Origin of the sequence: Planococcus salinarum, from assembly GCF_007004625.1 — a bacterium.
GTDB lineage: Bacteria > Bacillota > Bacilli > Bacillales_A > Planococcaceae > Planococcus > Planococcus salinarum.
Genome location: NZ_VIFV01000019.1, coordinates 37,768 through 52,336, shown reverse-complemented (window position 1 = coordinate 52,336; position 14,569 = coordinate 37,768). Strand labels below are relative to the sequence as shown.

Sequence of the window (14,569 nt, the reverse complement as noted above, 5' to 3'; positions counted from 1 at the left end):
GCCAATGCTGGCCGCTTTTTTCTGTTCATTAAGTTGATTAATGTCCTCCACCCGGAATATGGATGAAAGTTGAGTAGTATGTGAAGCCAACGAAGAATACTGTTAAGTAAGCTGCGAAGATATACATATACATACGCTCAGAAATATTTAAGAATCCTAGAAGCACGAACAAGCCGGTATTGGCAACCATCAATAAAGAAACTTCCACCATATCGCCTACATAAAACAGAACTGCAAAAATCCCAGTCCACCATCCCATTAATTTAAACATGTTATTCATGGGTAATCCCTCCTTTGACACTACACAATAATCTCCTGTTTATTATATAGGAAAACGAGTGGATGTGTAAACCGCGAGTTGGTCTTTCTTTGTGACAAACCGGTGTAATTTGGCAAATGAAAAACTGGGGAAGTGGATTTGCAAATACGTACTGATGGTCCAAAAATCATTTTTGGGCGGAAAACAGGGGGTCAAATAATTATTTTGGAAGAAACTGTTTCCTTCCCCCATAAGCATGGTTATACTATGTGTGAACAGCGGGGCGGCGCTGTTCCAATTCATAAAGGAGGAGTTTATGCAGGAAATTATCGAAAGAAAATGTGTCGATCTTCTGCAAAAAGCAGCCCAATGCGGCACAACCGATATCCACATCCAACCCGCACCTTCTTGCTATAATGTTTCTTTCCGCTCCTTCGAAGGTTTGCGGCAAGTGACACAAATCCCCTTTGATTTCGGCGGTCGGATGATTGCTTATTTCAAATACCTATCCCTTTTGGACATGAGTGAAAAAAGAAAACCCCAAACCGGCTCTTTCCATCTTCTTCTAGAAAACAAATCCTATTATTTTCGTATCTCCACATTGCCTTCCGTGTTGACCAAAGAAAGTATTGTTATCCGTATCATGCCGGATGAAGCGGCAAAGCCGATCCGCGAACTTGCGGCTTTCCGGGATTCTGCGCGGCTGCTTGAACAGCTGTCAGAAGCCGGTCAAGGGCTGATCCTTTTGACGGGGCCAACCGGATGCGGTAAATCAACAACGCTGTATTCTCTGCTGAAACATTGTTCCGACAAACTGAACCGCAACATCATTACGCTGGAAGATCCAGTGGAGCGGAAAAACCAGGCAATCCTGCAGATTCAGGTCAATGAAAAAGCAGGCCTTGATTATGCCGCAGGACTCAGGGCGATTCTCCGGCACGATCCCGATATTATCATGATTGGCGAAATCCGGGATGCTGAAACCGCACAGATCGCTGTTCGGGCAGCTTTGACCGGCCATCTCGTCTTCTCGACGATCCATGCCAGACACTCTGTGGGCTGTATTCACCGGCTGAAGGATCTGGGGATATCCCATGAAGACATGTCGCAGACCTTGATAGCGGTTTCTGCGCAGCGTATATTGCCGGTTTATGCTGAAATAGGCGATCAACAAGCTTCTTATCGCGCTTTGTATGAAATCCTGCACGGCAACCGATTGGCGGAAGCCCTGGCAGCTGCCAGGGAAAACCGGGATTATGCACTTCCCGACCGCCTTTCGTTCACCGGGCAAATACGGGAAGGGGTGACCATTGGTGCGTTTGACCGCCAGGAAGCAACCTCCGAAGATTCACCTGCGTGAACGCGGCCGTTTTCTTGCGCGGCTCGCTGTCCTGTTAAATGAGGGGTATTTACTGCCGACTGCGCTGAATCTTCTGCTTCCCATCCACAGCAAGCAACTGGATGCTGCGGAAGCCGGACTCACCGTAATTTTGAAAAGCGGCGGAAATGCAGCGGAATTGTTGAGGTTCCTCGGCTTCAGGGAGGGTGTGCTGTTTCCGGTCGAAATAGCGGAACATCATGGCCGTTTGTCGGAATCTCTGGAAAGCATCGCCAAAAGCTATGGGAGAACGGAACAGGTGAGGATGAAATTGAAGAATATTCTAGTCTATCCGGTATCGCTTCTTGTGTTCACCTCGTTGCTGTTCCTTTTTTTTCGGATGAATTATGTTCCGAATCTGTCGGAGCTGATGGCGTCGCTGCAAACAGGAGATGGGGGCAAAGGAGTGCCTGCATACCTGTTGAAATTGCCGGATCTGTTTATCGCTGCTATGGCAATCTGTCTGGCAGGAGCGGCAGTTTTCTCGAAACTGCTGAAGATGCAGCCGGTAACGAGGCAAATTGACTGGCTTTTGCGCATTCCGGTTATCAGAAGCTATATCCGGCTCTATTGGTCCCACCTGCTTGCCCGGGAACTTGGCACGCTGATTCACAGCGGAGTCTCCTTGCAGGAATCCCTGCGGGTGCTGCGCGAACAGAACCACCATGAGGTCATCCGCTATATTGCGGTGGCCGCAGAATCCGAAATCATTCTCGGACAGTCCATGTCCACGGCAGTCGAAAGGATTGGCATTCTGTCCGGAGATATGCCGGCATTTCTGCGGCACGGGGAGTTGACCGGATACCTGGGGAAGGAATTGATTCTCTACAGTGAGGTGCAAATGGAGCAGATTGAACAGCTAACCCAAAAATGGCTGAAAATCATCCAACCCACCTTTTTCGTCATTATAGCAGCCTGTATTGTCGCGGCTTATCTGGCGATCCTGTTGCCGATGTATAATTTGGTCCATACCATTTGAGGAGGAATTGAAAATGAAAAAACTGAAAAACCAAAAAGGTTTTACATTGATTGAAATGTTGATTGTCATGCTCATCATCACCGTTCTGATCGCTATTGCAATACCAAATGTTTCGAAACAAACGTCCGCTGTCGACGAAAAAGGCTGCAAGGCATTTGTCCAGATGGTCCAGGGACAGGTGGAATCCTACAGAATGGATGAAAAAGCGATTCCGACGATGGCGGACTTGGTGGCGGCAGGCTACTTGAAAGCGGATGAAACAAACTGCCCGAACGGAGATGTCGTCAATATTTCTGTGGATGGGGTCGTATCATCATCAGAACCGGCAGTTTAAACGACAGGGGCTTTTCGCTGTTGGAAGTTGTCATCGTCCTGGCAATTCTGATGGCGGGCATGGGCATCGGTTTGCCGGCGTACAACCAGATTTCTGCTGAGAAAGAAGAGCGGCGTTTTTTCCAGCTGCTGAGAAACGATATTTATTTTGCGCAAAGTGAAGCCTACCGTTCGGGAAGTTCCGTTTCCCTGGTCTTTCGGCCTGACTTGGGCCGGTACGATATTGTAAAAGACATCTATAACCCGCTTTCGTCACGGAAAATGCCAGTGACGGTTACTTTGAAACCAACAAGCAATTTGACTGAAATCGTTTACTGGTCGACGGGCTCCGTGATGGATTCAGGAACGCTCCGGTTCGGTACCAGCAAGGGAGAAATAACGATTGTCGTCCATCTGGGCAAAGGAAGGGTGGTATTCTCTGGGTGAAAAAGGCATATCCTGGGCTGAAACAATGCTCAGCCTGATGATCATTTTCATGCTTTTTGGTACGCTGTTGCCGTTAATGCAGAAAATGCAGCAGACGCTGGATGACAAGCAAATGCAGGCAACGGCTTATGAGACAATGCATGAAGCGGCCAGGACAATTCTGGCGACTGGTTCATCATCCGGCCGGCGGGCGGTGAATGGCACTATTTACACGTGGGAGTTCAACAGCGAATTGTGCGTTTCCTATAACAACTATCGCTTCATGCCGGTGACCGTATGCGCAGAGTAAAAAAGGGAACCGCCGAAACATCAAAGGAACAAGGCTTTGTTTACTATAATGCTTTGCTTGATCTGTTGCTGCTGGCGACTCTGATGCCGCTCATCATCCTATTCTATTTGTATTCAGCAGAATATATGAAGAGTATGGAATCGGGGCAAATTGAGTGGCGCCTTTTTACGGCAGACCTCCAAAGCTATCTGGCAGCCACCGATTCTGTTCGGATCATTAATGAGGGAACGGGTTTGAGGATTGTCCGCAACGGCGTCGAATATGATATCGAAGTGTATGGAACATATATCCGCAAGCAAAAATACAACCAGGGACATGAAATTATGATGACGGGTATCAGCCGTTGCAGTTTCAGCGTGGAAGGGGATGTGCTGCACATCACGGCGCTGCTGTCGAATGGCTTGGAAGAGAGGGCCGAGTATGCCATTACAAGTCCTTAAGTCGGAGAAAGCCGCCGTCTATCCTGTCTCTCTCATATTTTTTCTGTCGGCATTAATCGTCATGTCGCACGCCGGGGCTGTATATGGCCAGCATTATAAAACATATGACGCATTGGAAAATATGCACCGGCATGCTACTATACAACTACTGGCAGAAATCGAGAAAAATAAAATTCCTGAGTGATTAGGGTAGTATCGGGTGGTTGGATGAAAAGAATATATTTGGTCGGATTCATGGGATGCGGCAAAAGCGCAGTGGGCAGAAGGCTCAGTTTTGTACTGAAGATGCCTTATTACGATATGGACAAGGAAATTGCGCGGCAGATGGGCATGACTGTCGCGCAGATATTCGAAAATCACGGAGAGGCGTATTTCAGGGGGCTGGAAACGCAATTCCTGCAAAACCTGAAGGAAGAGGAATGCATCATTTCCACAGGCGGCGGTGTTGCTATGCGGGAAATCAACCGCAAGATCATGCGCCGGACGGGTCTTGTGCTGTTTCTCGACGCACCGTTCCGCGAAATTTGGCGGCGGATTCATAAAGATCCGAAACGGCCCATTGTCGTTAACTCTACCAAAGAGCAGATTGAGACTCTATACAAATCCCGCTATCCGCATTACAAGGCGGCAGCTCACATCACCATCCGCACCGAATTCCGTACTTTGCGGCAAATTACACAATATGCCGCTTTTCAAGTAAATCGGTTAAAAGGCGGATGATAAATATTACTTGTGATTAAATGTTCGTGTTTTGTGGGATTGCGTAAAAAAGATTGCGCTTACCCTTCAATAATGTTAGGATATAGACGAAGTTATACGAAATTTGTATAGCGCTATGGACCAAACGTTTTGATTTGGGCGGATGAAAGCACGGGGAGAGAACGCGAAAGCGTCGCCGAAGGAGCAAGTGGCAAAGGCCATGAATCTCTCAGGCAAAAAGACTCGTGCCGGACGCATCTCTGGAGAACGCTGCAGTGCAGCTACCAAAGAGGAAAACCGTAACGGTAAACTTTCAGGTTCCAGGACAGAGATTTCCCTTCATGGGGAAATCTCTGTCTTTTTTTATGGCATCTGTTAAATGAGGAGGAAGATGAATGGGAGAATTACAACGCACACCTTTATTTGAGTCATACGCGCAGTATGGAGGAAAAACGATCGATTTCGGTGGCTGGGAGTTGCCGGTGCAGTTTTCGAGCATCAAAGAAGAGCATGAAGCTGTGCGAACAAAAGCGGGGCTTTTCGACGTTTCGCACATGGGGGAGATTCTGGTTTCCGGTCCCAACAGCCTGGCATTCCTTCAAAACCTTCTGACCAACGATATTTCCAAAATCAAAGACGGGCAAGCGCAATATACGGCAATGTGCTATCCGGACGGGGGAACGGTCGATGATCTGCTGACTTACCGCTTTGACGAAGAACATTACATGCTGGTCGTCAACGCCTCGAATATCGAAAAGGATTTCGAGTGGATGCAAAAGCAATCGATTGACGGTGTCACACTGGAAAATGTTTCCGATCAATACGGTTTGCTTGCTCTGCAGGGGCCGCTTGCTGAGACAGTGCTTCAACGGCTGACCGATGAAAACTTGTCCGATATCAGGCCGTTCCGTTTTAAAAAAGACGTTGTAATTGCCGGCCATCCGGTTCTCTTTTCCCGTACGGGCTATACTGGAGAAAATGGTTTCGAGATTTATGCTTCTCCGGAAGCTTCCATAGCGTTATGGGAGGAAATTCTGAATGAAGGCAAAGAGGACGGCGTCATTCCTGCCGGCCTTGGTGCCCGTGATACATTGCGTTTCGAAGCATGCCTTGCGCTTTATGGCCAGGAGCTGACCAAAGACATTTCTCCACTAGAAGCAGGCATCAATTTTGTCGTGAAACTGGCAAAAGAAGATTTCGTCGGGAAAGAGGCGCTGGCCGCTCAGAAAGAAGGCGGCGTTCCGCGCAAGCTTGTCGGCATTGAAATGATCGACAAAGGCATTCCGCGCCACGGCTATTCCGTCTATTTGAATGACGAAAGAATCGGAGAAGTGACCACTGGCACCCAATCTCCTACATTGAAGAAAAACATCGGCCTTGCCCTCGTTGCGACAGAACACGCTGAACTCGGCCAGGAACTCGAAGTTGAAATCCGCAACAAGCGGTTAAAAGCAGTTACAGTCCAAACACCATTTTATAAGCGCAGCAATTAATTAAGTCGAATCAATGATATAACTTTATTTAAACCGCTTCGGCGCTTTGGACAAAGCTCCCGCAATAAGCCAAGAAGAACACTTGTCTTATTGCTTCGCCCAGTCCGGAGGCGCGCCGGCGCTAGAGAAATCTCTAGAGATATGGAGCAAAACAGCAAAGACTTAGCCTCGCAAGCGATGGCTAATGTCTTCGGAGCTGTTTTGCGGAATATCGGCTACTTAAGACTATTAATTCGACTTATATAATTTCAATTGAAAAGGGGACAGCACTCGATGAAACATCGCTATTTACCAATGACGCCTCAAGATGAAAAAGCTATGCTCGATACAATCGGCATCCAGTCGATTGAGGAATTATTTGCCGATATCCCGGAGAAAGTCCGTTTTAAAGGTGAGTACAATATCAAACCGGCAAAATCCGAATCATCGCTGACAAAGGAATTGTCCCAATTGGCTGCGAAAAACGCCGATTCGAACACATATGCTTCATTCCTTGGAGCAGGGGTTTACGACCATTACAAACCGATCATCGTCGATCATGTAATTTCGCGTTCCGAGTTCTATACGGCTTACACGCCATACCAGCCGGAGATTTCTCAGGGAGAATTGCAGGCGATTTTTGAATTCCAGACCATGATCAGCGAATTGACGGGCATGGAAATCGCCAACTCATCGATGTATGACGGCGGAACTGCCCTTGCTGAAGCCGGGATGTTGGCTGCCGGCCATACGCGCCGCAAAAAAATTCTTGTGTCGCGGGCGGTCCATCCAGAGACGCGTGCCGTTGTCCGTTCATATGCACTTGGTCAGTCCATCGCGGTGGAAGAAATTCCATTGAAGGACGGCCACACGGATCTGGAAGCGCTAAAAAATATGATCGATGACAATACAGCAGTGGTCATGATCCAGTACCCGAACTTTTTCGGCCAGGTGGAAAACCTGAAAGAAATCGAACCGATTGTCCATGGAGCCGGTGCTTTGTTTGCAGTATCATCGAATCCGCTGGCACTTGGCGCGCTTACACCGCCAGGCAAGCTCGGTGCGGATATTACAGTGGGCGATGCCCAGCCTTTCGGCATACCGGAAGCTTTCGGCGGACCCCATTGCGGTTATTTCGCAGTAACCAAAGCATTGATGCGAAAAGTGCCAGGACGCCTTGTCGGTGAAACGACGGATGAAGATGGCCGCCGCGGTTTCGTCTTGACCCTGCAGGCCAGAGAACAGCACATCCGCCGCGACAAAGCCACGTCGAATATCTGTTCGAACCAGGCTTTAAACGCTTTGGCGGCTTCTGTTGCCATGACAGCGCTCGGCAAAGAAGGCACAAAAGAAATTGCCATCCAGAACATCACAAAAACATATTATATGAAGCAACAATTGAAAGCGGCCGGGTTTGAAATTGCGTTTGAAGGAGCCCATTTCAATGAAATCGTCGTAAAAACAGATTCACCGGTCAAAAAGCTGAATGCTTCTCTACTGCAAAAAGGGATGATCGGCGGCTATGACCTGGGCTTGAGCTACGAAGAATTTGAAGGACATGTGCTTGTTGCCGTTACAGAACAGCGCACAAAAGAAGAAATCGATGCATTCGTGCAGGAAATGGGGGCTTCTCATGCATAAAGACAACCAACCACTCATTTTTGAAATGACCAAAGAAGGCCGCGTCGGCTACAGCCTGCCGGAACTTGACGTTCCTGAAATCGATCTTGCTGAGTTGTTGCCGGAAGGCTTGCTGCGCGAAGAAGCTGCTGACCTGCCGGAAGTCTCGGAACTCGACATTATGCGCCATTACACGGCGTTGTCGAAACGCAACCACGGAGTTGATTCCGGTTTCTATCCACTCGGCTCCTGCACAATGAAGTACAACCCGAAAATCAATGAATCCGTTGCACGCTATTCCGGATTTGCCAATATCCATCCGCTGCAGGACGAATCGACTGTCCAGGGGGCAATGGAATTGATGTATGACCTTCAGGAGCATTTGAAGGAAATTACCGGTATGGACGAAGTGACGCTGCAGCCGGCTGCTGGTGCCCACGGCGAATGGACGGGTCTGATGATGATCCGTGCTTTCCACGAAGCCAATGGCGACATGAAACGTACGAAAGTCATCGTTCCGGATTCCGCGCACGGCACAAACCCCGCTTCTGCAACGGTAGCCGGATTTGAAACCGTTACCGTGAAATCGAATGAGCACGGCCTGGTTGATCTGGAAGATCTGAAACGCGTTGTCGGGGAAGATACAGCTGCTTTGATGCTGACGAACCCGAACACGCTGGGTCTTTTCGAAGAACAGATTCTGGAAATGGCTGCAATTATCCATGAAGTCGGCGGCAAGCTGTATTATGACGGCGCCAACCTGAATGCGGTAATGTCCAAAGCGCGTCCGGGAGATATGGGCTTTGATGTGGTCCACTTGAATCTGCATAAAACATTCACAGGTCCACACGGCGGCGGCGGCCCGGGATCCGGTCCTGTCGGCGTCAACAAAGATTTATTGCCGTACCTGCCAAAACCGATTCTGATCAAAAAGGACGGCGTCTTTTCATTCGACTACGACCGCCCGCAATCAATCGGCCGCGTCAAACCGTTTTACGGCAACTTCGGCATCAACGTGCGTGCTTACACATATATTCGTTCAATGGGACCGGACGGCCTGAAAGCTGTGACGGAGTATGCCGTTTTGAACGCCAACTATATGATGCGCAGACTGCAGCCGCATTTCGATCTGCCGTATGACCGTCACTGCAAACATGAATTTGTCCTGAGCGGCCGCCGCCAGAAAAAAATGGGTGTCCGCACCCTGGATATGGCGAAGCGCCTGCTTGACTTCGGATATCATCCGCCGACAATCTACTTCCCGATAAATGTGGAAGAAGGCATGATGATCGAACCGACCGAAACGGAATCGAAGGAAACACTTGATGCGTTCATCGATGCAATGATCCAGATCGCACGTGAAGTGGAAGAGAACCCGGAGATTGTCCAGGATGCACCTCATACCACGGTTATCAAGCGCCTGGATGAAACAAAGGCTGCACGCAAACCGGTGTTGCGCTACCATAAAGCTGAATAACAGAAAAATGCCTGGAAGCGATTTGCTTCCAGGCATTTTTCTGTAAAGTTTCGGTGCTTATTCTTTTCAAGGAGTTGAAAGCAGTCAAGCAAGGGAGGGGACGGCGTCATTTTTTTGACTTGATCTTACCGGTCCATTGCTTAAAGCCGCCCTGTAATTGATACACTTGGTCATAGCCCTGTTTTTTCAGGAAAATTGCCACACGGCCTGCACGTGCGCCGTTCTGGTCATAGATATAAACAGGCTTGTCTGAACGGATTTCCTTATGGCGCTGGCGCAATTGCGTTTGAGGAATGTTCCGCGCTCCCAGGATATGTCCGGCGGCGAAATCTTTCGGTTCGCGCACATCGATCAGCTGCGCTTTGCGGTAGCCTTCGATAAATTGGTCCTGAGTCAGCGTGGTGACCGCTTTTTTCGTGCGAAGATACATTACGATCGCGTACACAATAATCGCAAATAACAGTGCTGCGATAAAATACAAAAATTCCAATGGTCTTGCCCCTTTCTATTCTCTCTTCATTATAAAAGAAAGTGGTTCGGTAATTCAATGGCAATATTGGCAGTTGGGGGATAAAAAGAGGCGATGCTGTGAAATGTAAGGGAATCGGATCCTTTCAGCAATCATGTAAATTTATCATTGCCAACGAAAGACAAGTTCAATGAGACGCAGATGAGTTACAAACCTGAAGTGTGGATGCAGCTGGGACATTGACCTGGAACACGGGATGTGGCGCAATTTCGGAGTCGGTTTACCGAAACTTTGCCGTGAAAAAGCATTTGGTTCAAAAATTATCACTTTAGACTCATTTTAAAATTGATGACTCGTATGAAGCCTGCTGCGTGTAAGGTTTTGCTCCCTGCACTGCCGGAAGCAAAATTTTGTTATGGAAACAAGTTTCAATATCTTGTATCATGGGAAAAGAATAAATACTACATATAGTGTTTGCCCTTATAATATAAAGGAGGAATTGTCAAATGGTTTCTGCAACTAATTCTGTTTTCACATTAAAGCCCGAGGCATTAAACAAAGACATTGAACAGTTTCCGCAAGTGCATCCGATTACACCGGACATGTCGACAACGCATAAAGGGGTATCACGTCTTGTAATGATCGATCGCTATTCATTCAAGGATACGGAGAAAAAGACCTTGAAAGCTGGAGATTTTGTTGTTCTAACCGTCAAGGAAGATCCGAAATTCCCTGCCCGGGGACTTGGGTTCATCGTATCGATTGATCAGGCGGCAAATCAGGCGAAAGTCTGGATCGAGGAAGATTACCGCAGTGCAATCGACAACCAGGAAAATAGCGGCGACGGCATTGTTGTAAAATCGCTTGACGTTATTGAAAAACCGCTGGAAGTATTTTATGAGCAGATCGCCAAACGAAATGCTACTGGCCTGGCATCTGTGGAAGTAACAGAAGAAAAACGCCAGGAATGGTTTTCGAAGTTCTACGAACAGCTTGTCGGCCTGAAATTCATTCCGGCTGGCCGGGTCCTTTACGGAGCGGGTGCTGATACGGATGTAACTTATTTCAACTGCTACGTCATGCCTTTTGTTGCGGACTCGCGCGAAGGTATTTCTGATCACCGCAAACAGGTGATGGAAATCATGAGCCGCGGCGGCGGTGTGGGTACGAACGGATCGACATTGCGGCCCCGCAATACGCTGGCCCGCGGAGTGAACGGCAAATCATCAGGCTCGGTATCCTGGCTTGATGATATTGCTAAGCTGACTCACCTCGTGGAACAGGGTGGATCGCGGCGCGGCGCCCAGATGATCATGCTGGCCGACTGGCACCCGGATATTGTGGAATTCATCATTTCGAAAATGCAGAATCCACGAATCCTTCGATACCTCATTGAAAACACGGAAGATGAAACAATCAAGAAATTGGCGAAGGATAAATTGAAGTTCAAGCCATTGACTGAACAGGAAACAGCGATGTACCAAGGCGTTCTCAATTACCGGACAATTCCGGGCATGGGCGGATTCAACGAGAAGATAATGCGCGACGCTGAAACCAAGCTGCGTGACGGCGGCACCTATTCCGTTCACCACGAGGAGTTCCTTACCGGCGCAAATATCTCCATCACGTTAACGAATGATTTCATGGAAGCTGTTGAAAACGACGCAGATTTCGATTTACGCTTCCCGGCGGTTGAGTCATATTCGAAAGAAGAAATGGCCGTCTATAACGAGCAATGGCAGGAAGTCGGCGATGTCCGTGAATGGGAGCGCCTGGGCCATAAAGTCCGCACTTACCGCACGATGAAAGCGCGGGATTTGTGGAACCTTATCAATGTCTGTGCGACCTATTCAGCAGAACCGGGCATATTCTTCATCGATAACGCCAATGAAAAAACGAATGCCAAAGCCTATGGCCAAAAAGTCGTGGCCACTAATCCATGCGGAGAACAGCCGCTGGCGCCGTATTCGGTTTGTAACCTGGCTGCTGTCAATCTTGCGCAATTTGCTGATCCGAAAACAAAAACCGTCGACTTCGACGCTTTGAAAGAAACAGTACGTGTCGGTGTCCGCATGCAGGACAATGTAATTGATGCAACTCCTTATTTCCTGGAAGATAACCGCATCCAGGCACTGGGAGAACGCCGTGTCGGACTCGGGGTAATGGGACTCGCCGATCTACTGATTTATTGTGATAAAGAATACGGCTCGCCGGAAGGCAATGAACTTGTCGACCGGATTTTCAAGACAATCGCTGTGGCTGCCTATGAAGTTTCTACGGAGCTGGCAGCTGAACGCGGAAGCTTCCCGTTCCTTGAAGGCGAAACTGCCGAAGAGACAGCATCGCTACGGAAAGCATTTACGGAAACCGGCTTTATGCAGGGCATGCCGGAAGAAATTCGCCAGGGCATCCTGGAAAACGGCATCCGCAACTCGCATTTGCTGACGGTTGCTCCTACCGGTTCAACAGGCACGATGGTCGGTGTTTCCACCGGTCTTGAACCATATTATTCATTCACTTATTACCGCAGCGGCCGTCTTGGCAAATTCATCGAAGTCAAAGCGGACATCGTCCGTGAATACCTGAAGAACAATCCGGAAGCCAGTGAAGAGAATCTTCCGCAGGCGTTCATCACTTCCATGGATTTGGCACCGGAAGCACACGCGGATGTCCAGTGCATCATCCAGCGCTGGATAGATTCGTCAATTTCGAAAACCGTCAATGCTCCACGCGGCTACACCGTAGATCAGGTGGAAGGCCTCTATACACGCCTCTATAAAGGAGGCGCCAAGGGCGGAACGGTTTACGTTGATGGAAGCCGTGATTCCCAGGTCCTGACGCTGAAAGCGGAAGAAAACACGTTTGAAGAAGAAGCTCAGGAAGAAGTCCAGACAAAGCGCCCGATCGTGTTGATCGATACGATCCAGGATCTGCGTTCAACCAACGTCACCATCGGCTCGGAAGTCGGCGATACGTGTCCTGTCTGCAGACAGGGGACGGTCGAAGAAATGGGCGGCTGCAATACCTGCACAAATTGTGCTGCACAATTGAAATGCGGCTTATAAAATAACGAACAACAAGCGGAAGCCGAGGCTTCCGCTTTTTTTAATGGACCAGGCAGAGCCTGCTCAATCCCCCATTTTCCCGTTTAGTGTTGCTCGATGCCGTACGTATGATAAAATAATGAAGAAGTTTCTGACAGGGAGTGGAGAAGATGCGTGTTTTGATATTGAACGGCCCCAATCTGAACCGGCTCGGCAAACGGGAGCCGGATGCATATGGTACATTCACACTGGATCAGCTTATAGGCGAGCTCGAACAGTTTGCATACGCCAACGGCATAGAGTTGACCAACAGCCAGTCGAACCATGAAGGGGAAATCATCGATTGGCTCCAGCAGGCAGAGCGGCAAAGTTTCGATGGAGTCGTGCTGAATGCCGGTGCTTACACACATACCAGTATCGCAATCCGCGATGCCATTGCTTCCATGGAAGTCCCTGTTATAGAAGTGCATATTTCAAATGTTTATAAGCGCGAAGAATTCCGTCACCATTCCTATATAGCGCCGGTGGCGGATGGGCAGATTACCGGATTTGGAAAAGATGTTTATTTTTTGGGTCTGCATGCATTACTTTTACGAAATCAGAGAGGATGACTGGATTGAAACTGCAAAAACTGCGAAACGAAATGACTCAGCACGAGATCGAAGCGTTCCTGATTACGAGCGAATTTAATCTTCGCTATATTACGGAATTTACCGGCTCATCCGGTTTGGCAATCGTAACAAAAGACGATGCCTTGTTCATAACGGATTTCCGCTATACTGAACAGGCAGCCGAGCAGGTGAAGGGTTTTGACATTATCCAGGCAAAAACGAATCTGCTGGAAGAAGCAGCTGCACAGGCCATGAAACTCGGACTGAAAACGATCAGTTTTGAAAAGGATTTTGTTACATACTCAACTTATGAACAATACCGTGAAAAAATGGATGCCGAATTGAAACCGGTAAGCGGGATCATCGAAAAAATCCGCATGATCAAGACGCCGGAAGAAGTCGAAATCCTGAAAGCGGCAGCAAAAATCGCAGATGAAACTTTTGAATATATCTGCACATTCATCCAACCGGGTATGACTGAATTGGAAGTATCGAACGAACTGGAATTCTTCATGCGCAAGCAGGGAGCAACTTCATCATCATTTGATGTTATTGTCGCTTCCGGATTGCGCTCTGCCTTGCCGCACGGAGTGGCATCAGAGAAAGTGATCGAATCCGGTGACCTTGTGACAATGGATTTCGGCGCATTGTATAAAGGTTATATCTCTGATATTACCCGCACAGTGGCGGTCGGCGAGCCTTCCGAAAAACTGAAGGAAATATACCAGATCGTTTTGGAGGCGCAAGAATTGGGTGTCGAGAAAATTGCTCCCGGGATGACTGGCTATGACGCTGATGCAATCGGCCGCGATCATATCAAATCCAAAGGCTACGGGGATGCGTTCGGACATTCGACAGGCCACGGAATCGGACTTGAGGTACACGAAGGGCCTGGACTTTCATTCAAATCGCAGGTAGTCCTTGAACCCGGCATGGCCGTAACAGTGGAACCCGGGATTTATTTGCCGGGTATTGGCGGAGTGCGCATCGAAGATGATATACTGATTACCGAGTCCGGAAACGAAAGACTGACCAAATCAACAAAAGAGCTGCGTATTTTATAAAACGGAGGA

Annotated in this window: 16 protein-coding genes and 1 riboswitch; of the genes, 14 read left to right on the top strand and 2 right to left on the bottom strand. The window is 48.5% G+C overall.

Annotation, left to right across the window (positions count from 1 at the left end; translation table 11 throughout):
• Positions 1 to 37: 37 nt before the first annotated feature.
• Positions 38 to 280, bottom strand: a complete 243-nt coding sequence (locus DIJ65_RS11220; RefSeq protein WP_117302250.1) for a DUF2626 domain-containing protein — start codon at positions 278 to 280, stop codon at positions 38 to 40.
• Between the two features lie 295 nt (positions 281 to 575).
• Here DIJ65_RS11220 and comGA point away from each other — a divergent pair, with 295 nt between their 5' ends.
• The 11 genes from comGA (at position 576) to gcvPB (ending at position 9,372) form a co-directional block, all read left to right on the top strand.
• Complete coding sequence (gene comGA / locus DIJ65_RS11215; protein WP_117302252.1) at positions 576 to 1,619, top strand: competence type IV pilus ATPase ComGA; 1,044 nt, start codon at positions 576 to 578, stop codon at positions 1,617 to 1,619.
• The gene (gene comGB, locus DIJ65_RS11210; protein ID WP_117302254.1) at positions 1,573 to 2,616 is read left to right on the top strand and encodes a competence type IV pilus assembly protein ComGB; all 1,044 of its coding nucleotides are present in this window, start codon (positions 1,573 to 1,575) and stop codon (positions 2,614 to 2,616) included. The genes comGA and comGB overlap by 47 nt, the downstream gene beginning before the upstream one ends.
• A gap of 13 nt (positions 2,617 to 2,629) precedes the next feature.
• On the top strand, positions 2,630 to 2,950 hold the full coding sequence (comGC, locus tag DIJ65_RS11205; RefSeq protein ID WP_117302256.1) for a competence type IV pilus major pilin ComGC: 321 nt from the start codon (positions 2,630 to 2,632) through the stop codon (positions 2,948 to 2,950).
• The gene (locus tag DIJ65_RS11200; RefSeq protein ID WP_117302258.1) at positions 2,881 to 3,375 is read left to right on the top strand and encodes a type II secretion system protein; all 495 of its coding nucleotides are present in this window, start codon (positions 2,881 to 2,883) and stop codon (positions 3,373 to 3,375) included. Before comGC ends, DIJ65_RS11200 begins: the two co-directional genes overlap by 70 nt.
• Entirely contained in the window at positions 3,332 to 3,664 is a 333-nt protein-coding gene (locus DIJ65_RS11195; protein ID WP_117302260.1) for a hypothetical protein, read from the top strand. The genes DIJ65_RS11200 and DIJ65_RS11195 overlap by 44 nt, the downstream gene beginning before the upstream one ends.
• Entirely contained in the window at positions 3,652 to 4,104 is a 453-nt protein-coding gene (locus DIJ65_RS11190) for a ComGF family competence protein (protein WP_117302262.1), read from the top strand. Before DIJ65_RS11195 ends, DIJ65_RS11190 begins: the two co-directional genes overlap by 13 nt.
• Positions 4,085 to 4,288 (top strand): hypothetical protein, encoded by a 204-nt coding sequence (locus DIJ65_RS11185; RefSeq protein ID WP_117302264.1) that lies wholly within the window; start codon positions 4,085 to 4,087, stop codon positions 4,286 to 4,288. Before DIJ65_RS11190 ends, DIJ65_RS11185 begins: the two co-directional genes overlap by 20 nt.
• Before the next feature lie 23 nt (positions 4,289 to 4,311).
• Positions 4,312 to 4,824 carry a shikimate kinase gene (locus DIJ65_RS11180; protein ID WP_117302266.1) on the top strand — a complete coding sequence of 171 codons (513 nt, stop codon included), beginning with the start codon at positions 4,312 to 4,314 and terminating at the stop codon, positions 4,822 to 4,824.
• A gap of 142 nt (positions 4,825 to 4,966) precedes the next feature.
• Positions 4,967 to 5,058, top strand: a riboswitch (glycine riboswitch).
• A 140-nt stretch (positions 5,059 to 5,198) separates the two neighbouring features.
• The gene (gene gcvT, locus DIJ65_RS11175) at positions 5,199 to 6,296 is read left to right on the top strand and encodes a glycine cleavage system aminomethyltransferase GcvT (protein ID WP_117302268.1); all 1,098 of its coding nucleotides are present in this window, start codon (positions 5,199 to 5,201) and stop codon (positions 6,294 to 6,296) included.
• 273 nt (positions 6,297 to 6,569) lie between these two features.
• On the top strand, positions 6,570 to 7,916 hold the full coding sequence (gcvPA, locus tag DIJ65_RS11170) for an aminomethyl-transferring glycine dehydrogenase subunit GcvPA (protein WP_117302270.1): 1,347 nt from the start codon (positions 6,570 to 6,572) through the stop codon (positions 7,914 to 7,916).
• The gene (gcvPB, locus tag DIJ65_RS11165; RefSeq protein ID WP_117302272.1) at positions 7,909 to 9,372 is read left to right on the top strand and encodes an aminomethyl-transferring glycine dehydrogenase subunit GcvPB; all 1,464 of its coding nucleotides are present in this window, start codon (positions 7,909 to 7,911) and stop codon (positions 9,370 to 9,372) included. The genes gcvPA and gcvPB overlap by 8 nt, the downstream gene beginning before the upstream one ends.
• Positions 9,373 to 9,478: 106 nt before the next feature.
• On the opposite strand, the gene DIJ65_RS11160 is transcribed toward gcvPB, so the two are convergent.
• The gene (locus tag DIJ65_RS11160; protein WP_071151766.1) at positions 9,479 to 9,862 is read right to left on the bottom strand and encodes a rhodanese-like domain-containing protein; all 384 of its coding nucleotides are present in this window, start codon (positions 9,860 to 9,862) and stop codon (positions 9,479 to 9,481) included.
• Positions 9,863 to 10,347: 485 nt separating this feature from the next.
• Here DIJ65_RS11160 and DIJ65_RS11155 point away from each other — a divergent pair, with 485 nt between their 5' ends.
• The 3 genes from DIJ65_RS11155 (at position 10,348) to DIJ65_RS11145 (ending at position 14,560) form a co-directional block, all read left to right on the top strand.
• Positions 10,348 to 12,906 (top strand): vitamin B12-dependent ribonucleotide reductase, encoded by a 2,559-nt coding sequence (locus DIJ65_RS11155; RefSeq protein ID WP_071151767.1) that lies wholly within the window; start codon positions 10,348 to 10,350, stop codon positions 12,904 to 12,906.
• A gap of 149 nt (positions 12,907 to 13,055) precedes the next feature.
• The gene (gene aroQ / locus DIJ65_RS11150; RefSeq protein ID WP_071151768.1) at positions 13,056 to 13,496 is read left to right on the top strand and encodes a type II 3-dehydroquinate dehydratase; all 441 of its coding nucleotides are present in this window, start codon (positions 13,056 to 13,058) and stop codon (positions 13,494 to 13,496) included.
• Positions 13,493 to 14,560 carry a M24 family metallopeptidase gene (locus DIJ65_RS11145; protein ID WP_282955787.1) on the top strand — a complete coding sequence of 356 codons (1,068 nt, stop codon included), beginning with the start codon at positions 13,493 to 13,495 and terminating at the stop codon, positions 14,558 to 14,560. The genes aroQ and DIJ65_RS11145 overlap by 4 nt, the downstream gene beginning before the upstream one ends.
• Positions 14,561 to 14,569 lie beyond the last annotated feature (9 nt).

Coding starts and splice junctions, on each gene's coding strand:
- DIJ65_RS11185 (WP_117302264.1), top strand. CDS start 4,085: ATGCCATTACAAGTCCTTAAGTCGGAGAAAGCCGCCGTCTATCCTGTC.
- DIJ65_RS11180 (WP_117302266.1), top strand. CDS start 4,312: ATGAAAAGAATATATTTGGTCGGATTCATGGGATGCGGCAAAAGCGCA.
- DIJ65_RS11190 (WP_117302262.1), top strand. CDS start 3,652: ATGCGCAGAGTAAAAAAGGGAACCGCCGAAACATCAAAGGAACAAGGC.
- comGC (WP_117302256.1), top strand. CDS start 2,630: ATGAAAAAACTGAAAAACCAAAAAGGTTTTACATTGATTGAAATGTTG.
- comGA (WP_117302252.1), top strand. CDS start 576: ATGCAGGAAATTATCGAAAGAAAATGTGTCGATCTTCTGCAAAAAGCA.
- gcvPA (WP_117302270.1), top strand. CDS start 6,570: ATGAAACATCGCTATTTACCAATGACGCCTCAAGATGAAAAAGCTATG.
- DIJ65_RS11145 (WP_282955787.1), top strand. CDS start 13,493: ATGACTGGATTGAAACTGCAAAAACTGCGAAACGAAATGACTCAGCAC.
- gcvPB (WP_117302272.1), top strand. CDS start 7,909: ATGCATAAAGACAACCAACCACTCATTTTTGAAATGACCAAAGAAGGC.
- gcvT (WP_117302268.1), top strand. CDS start 5,199: ATGGGAGAATTACAACGCACACCTTTATTTGAGTCATACGCGCAGTAT.
- aroQ (WP_071151768.1), top strand. CDS start 13,056: ATGCGTGTTTTGATATTGAACGGCCCCAATCTGAACCGGCTCGGCAAA.
- DIJ65_RS11220 (WP_117302250.1), bottom strand. CDS start 280: ATGAATAACATGTTTAAATTAATGGGATGGTGGACTGGGATTTTTGCA.
- DIJ65_RS11155 (WP_071151767.1), top strand. CDS start 10,348: ATGGTTTCTGCAACTAATTCTGTTTTCACATTAAAGCCCGAGGCATTA.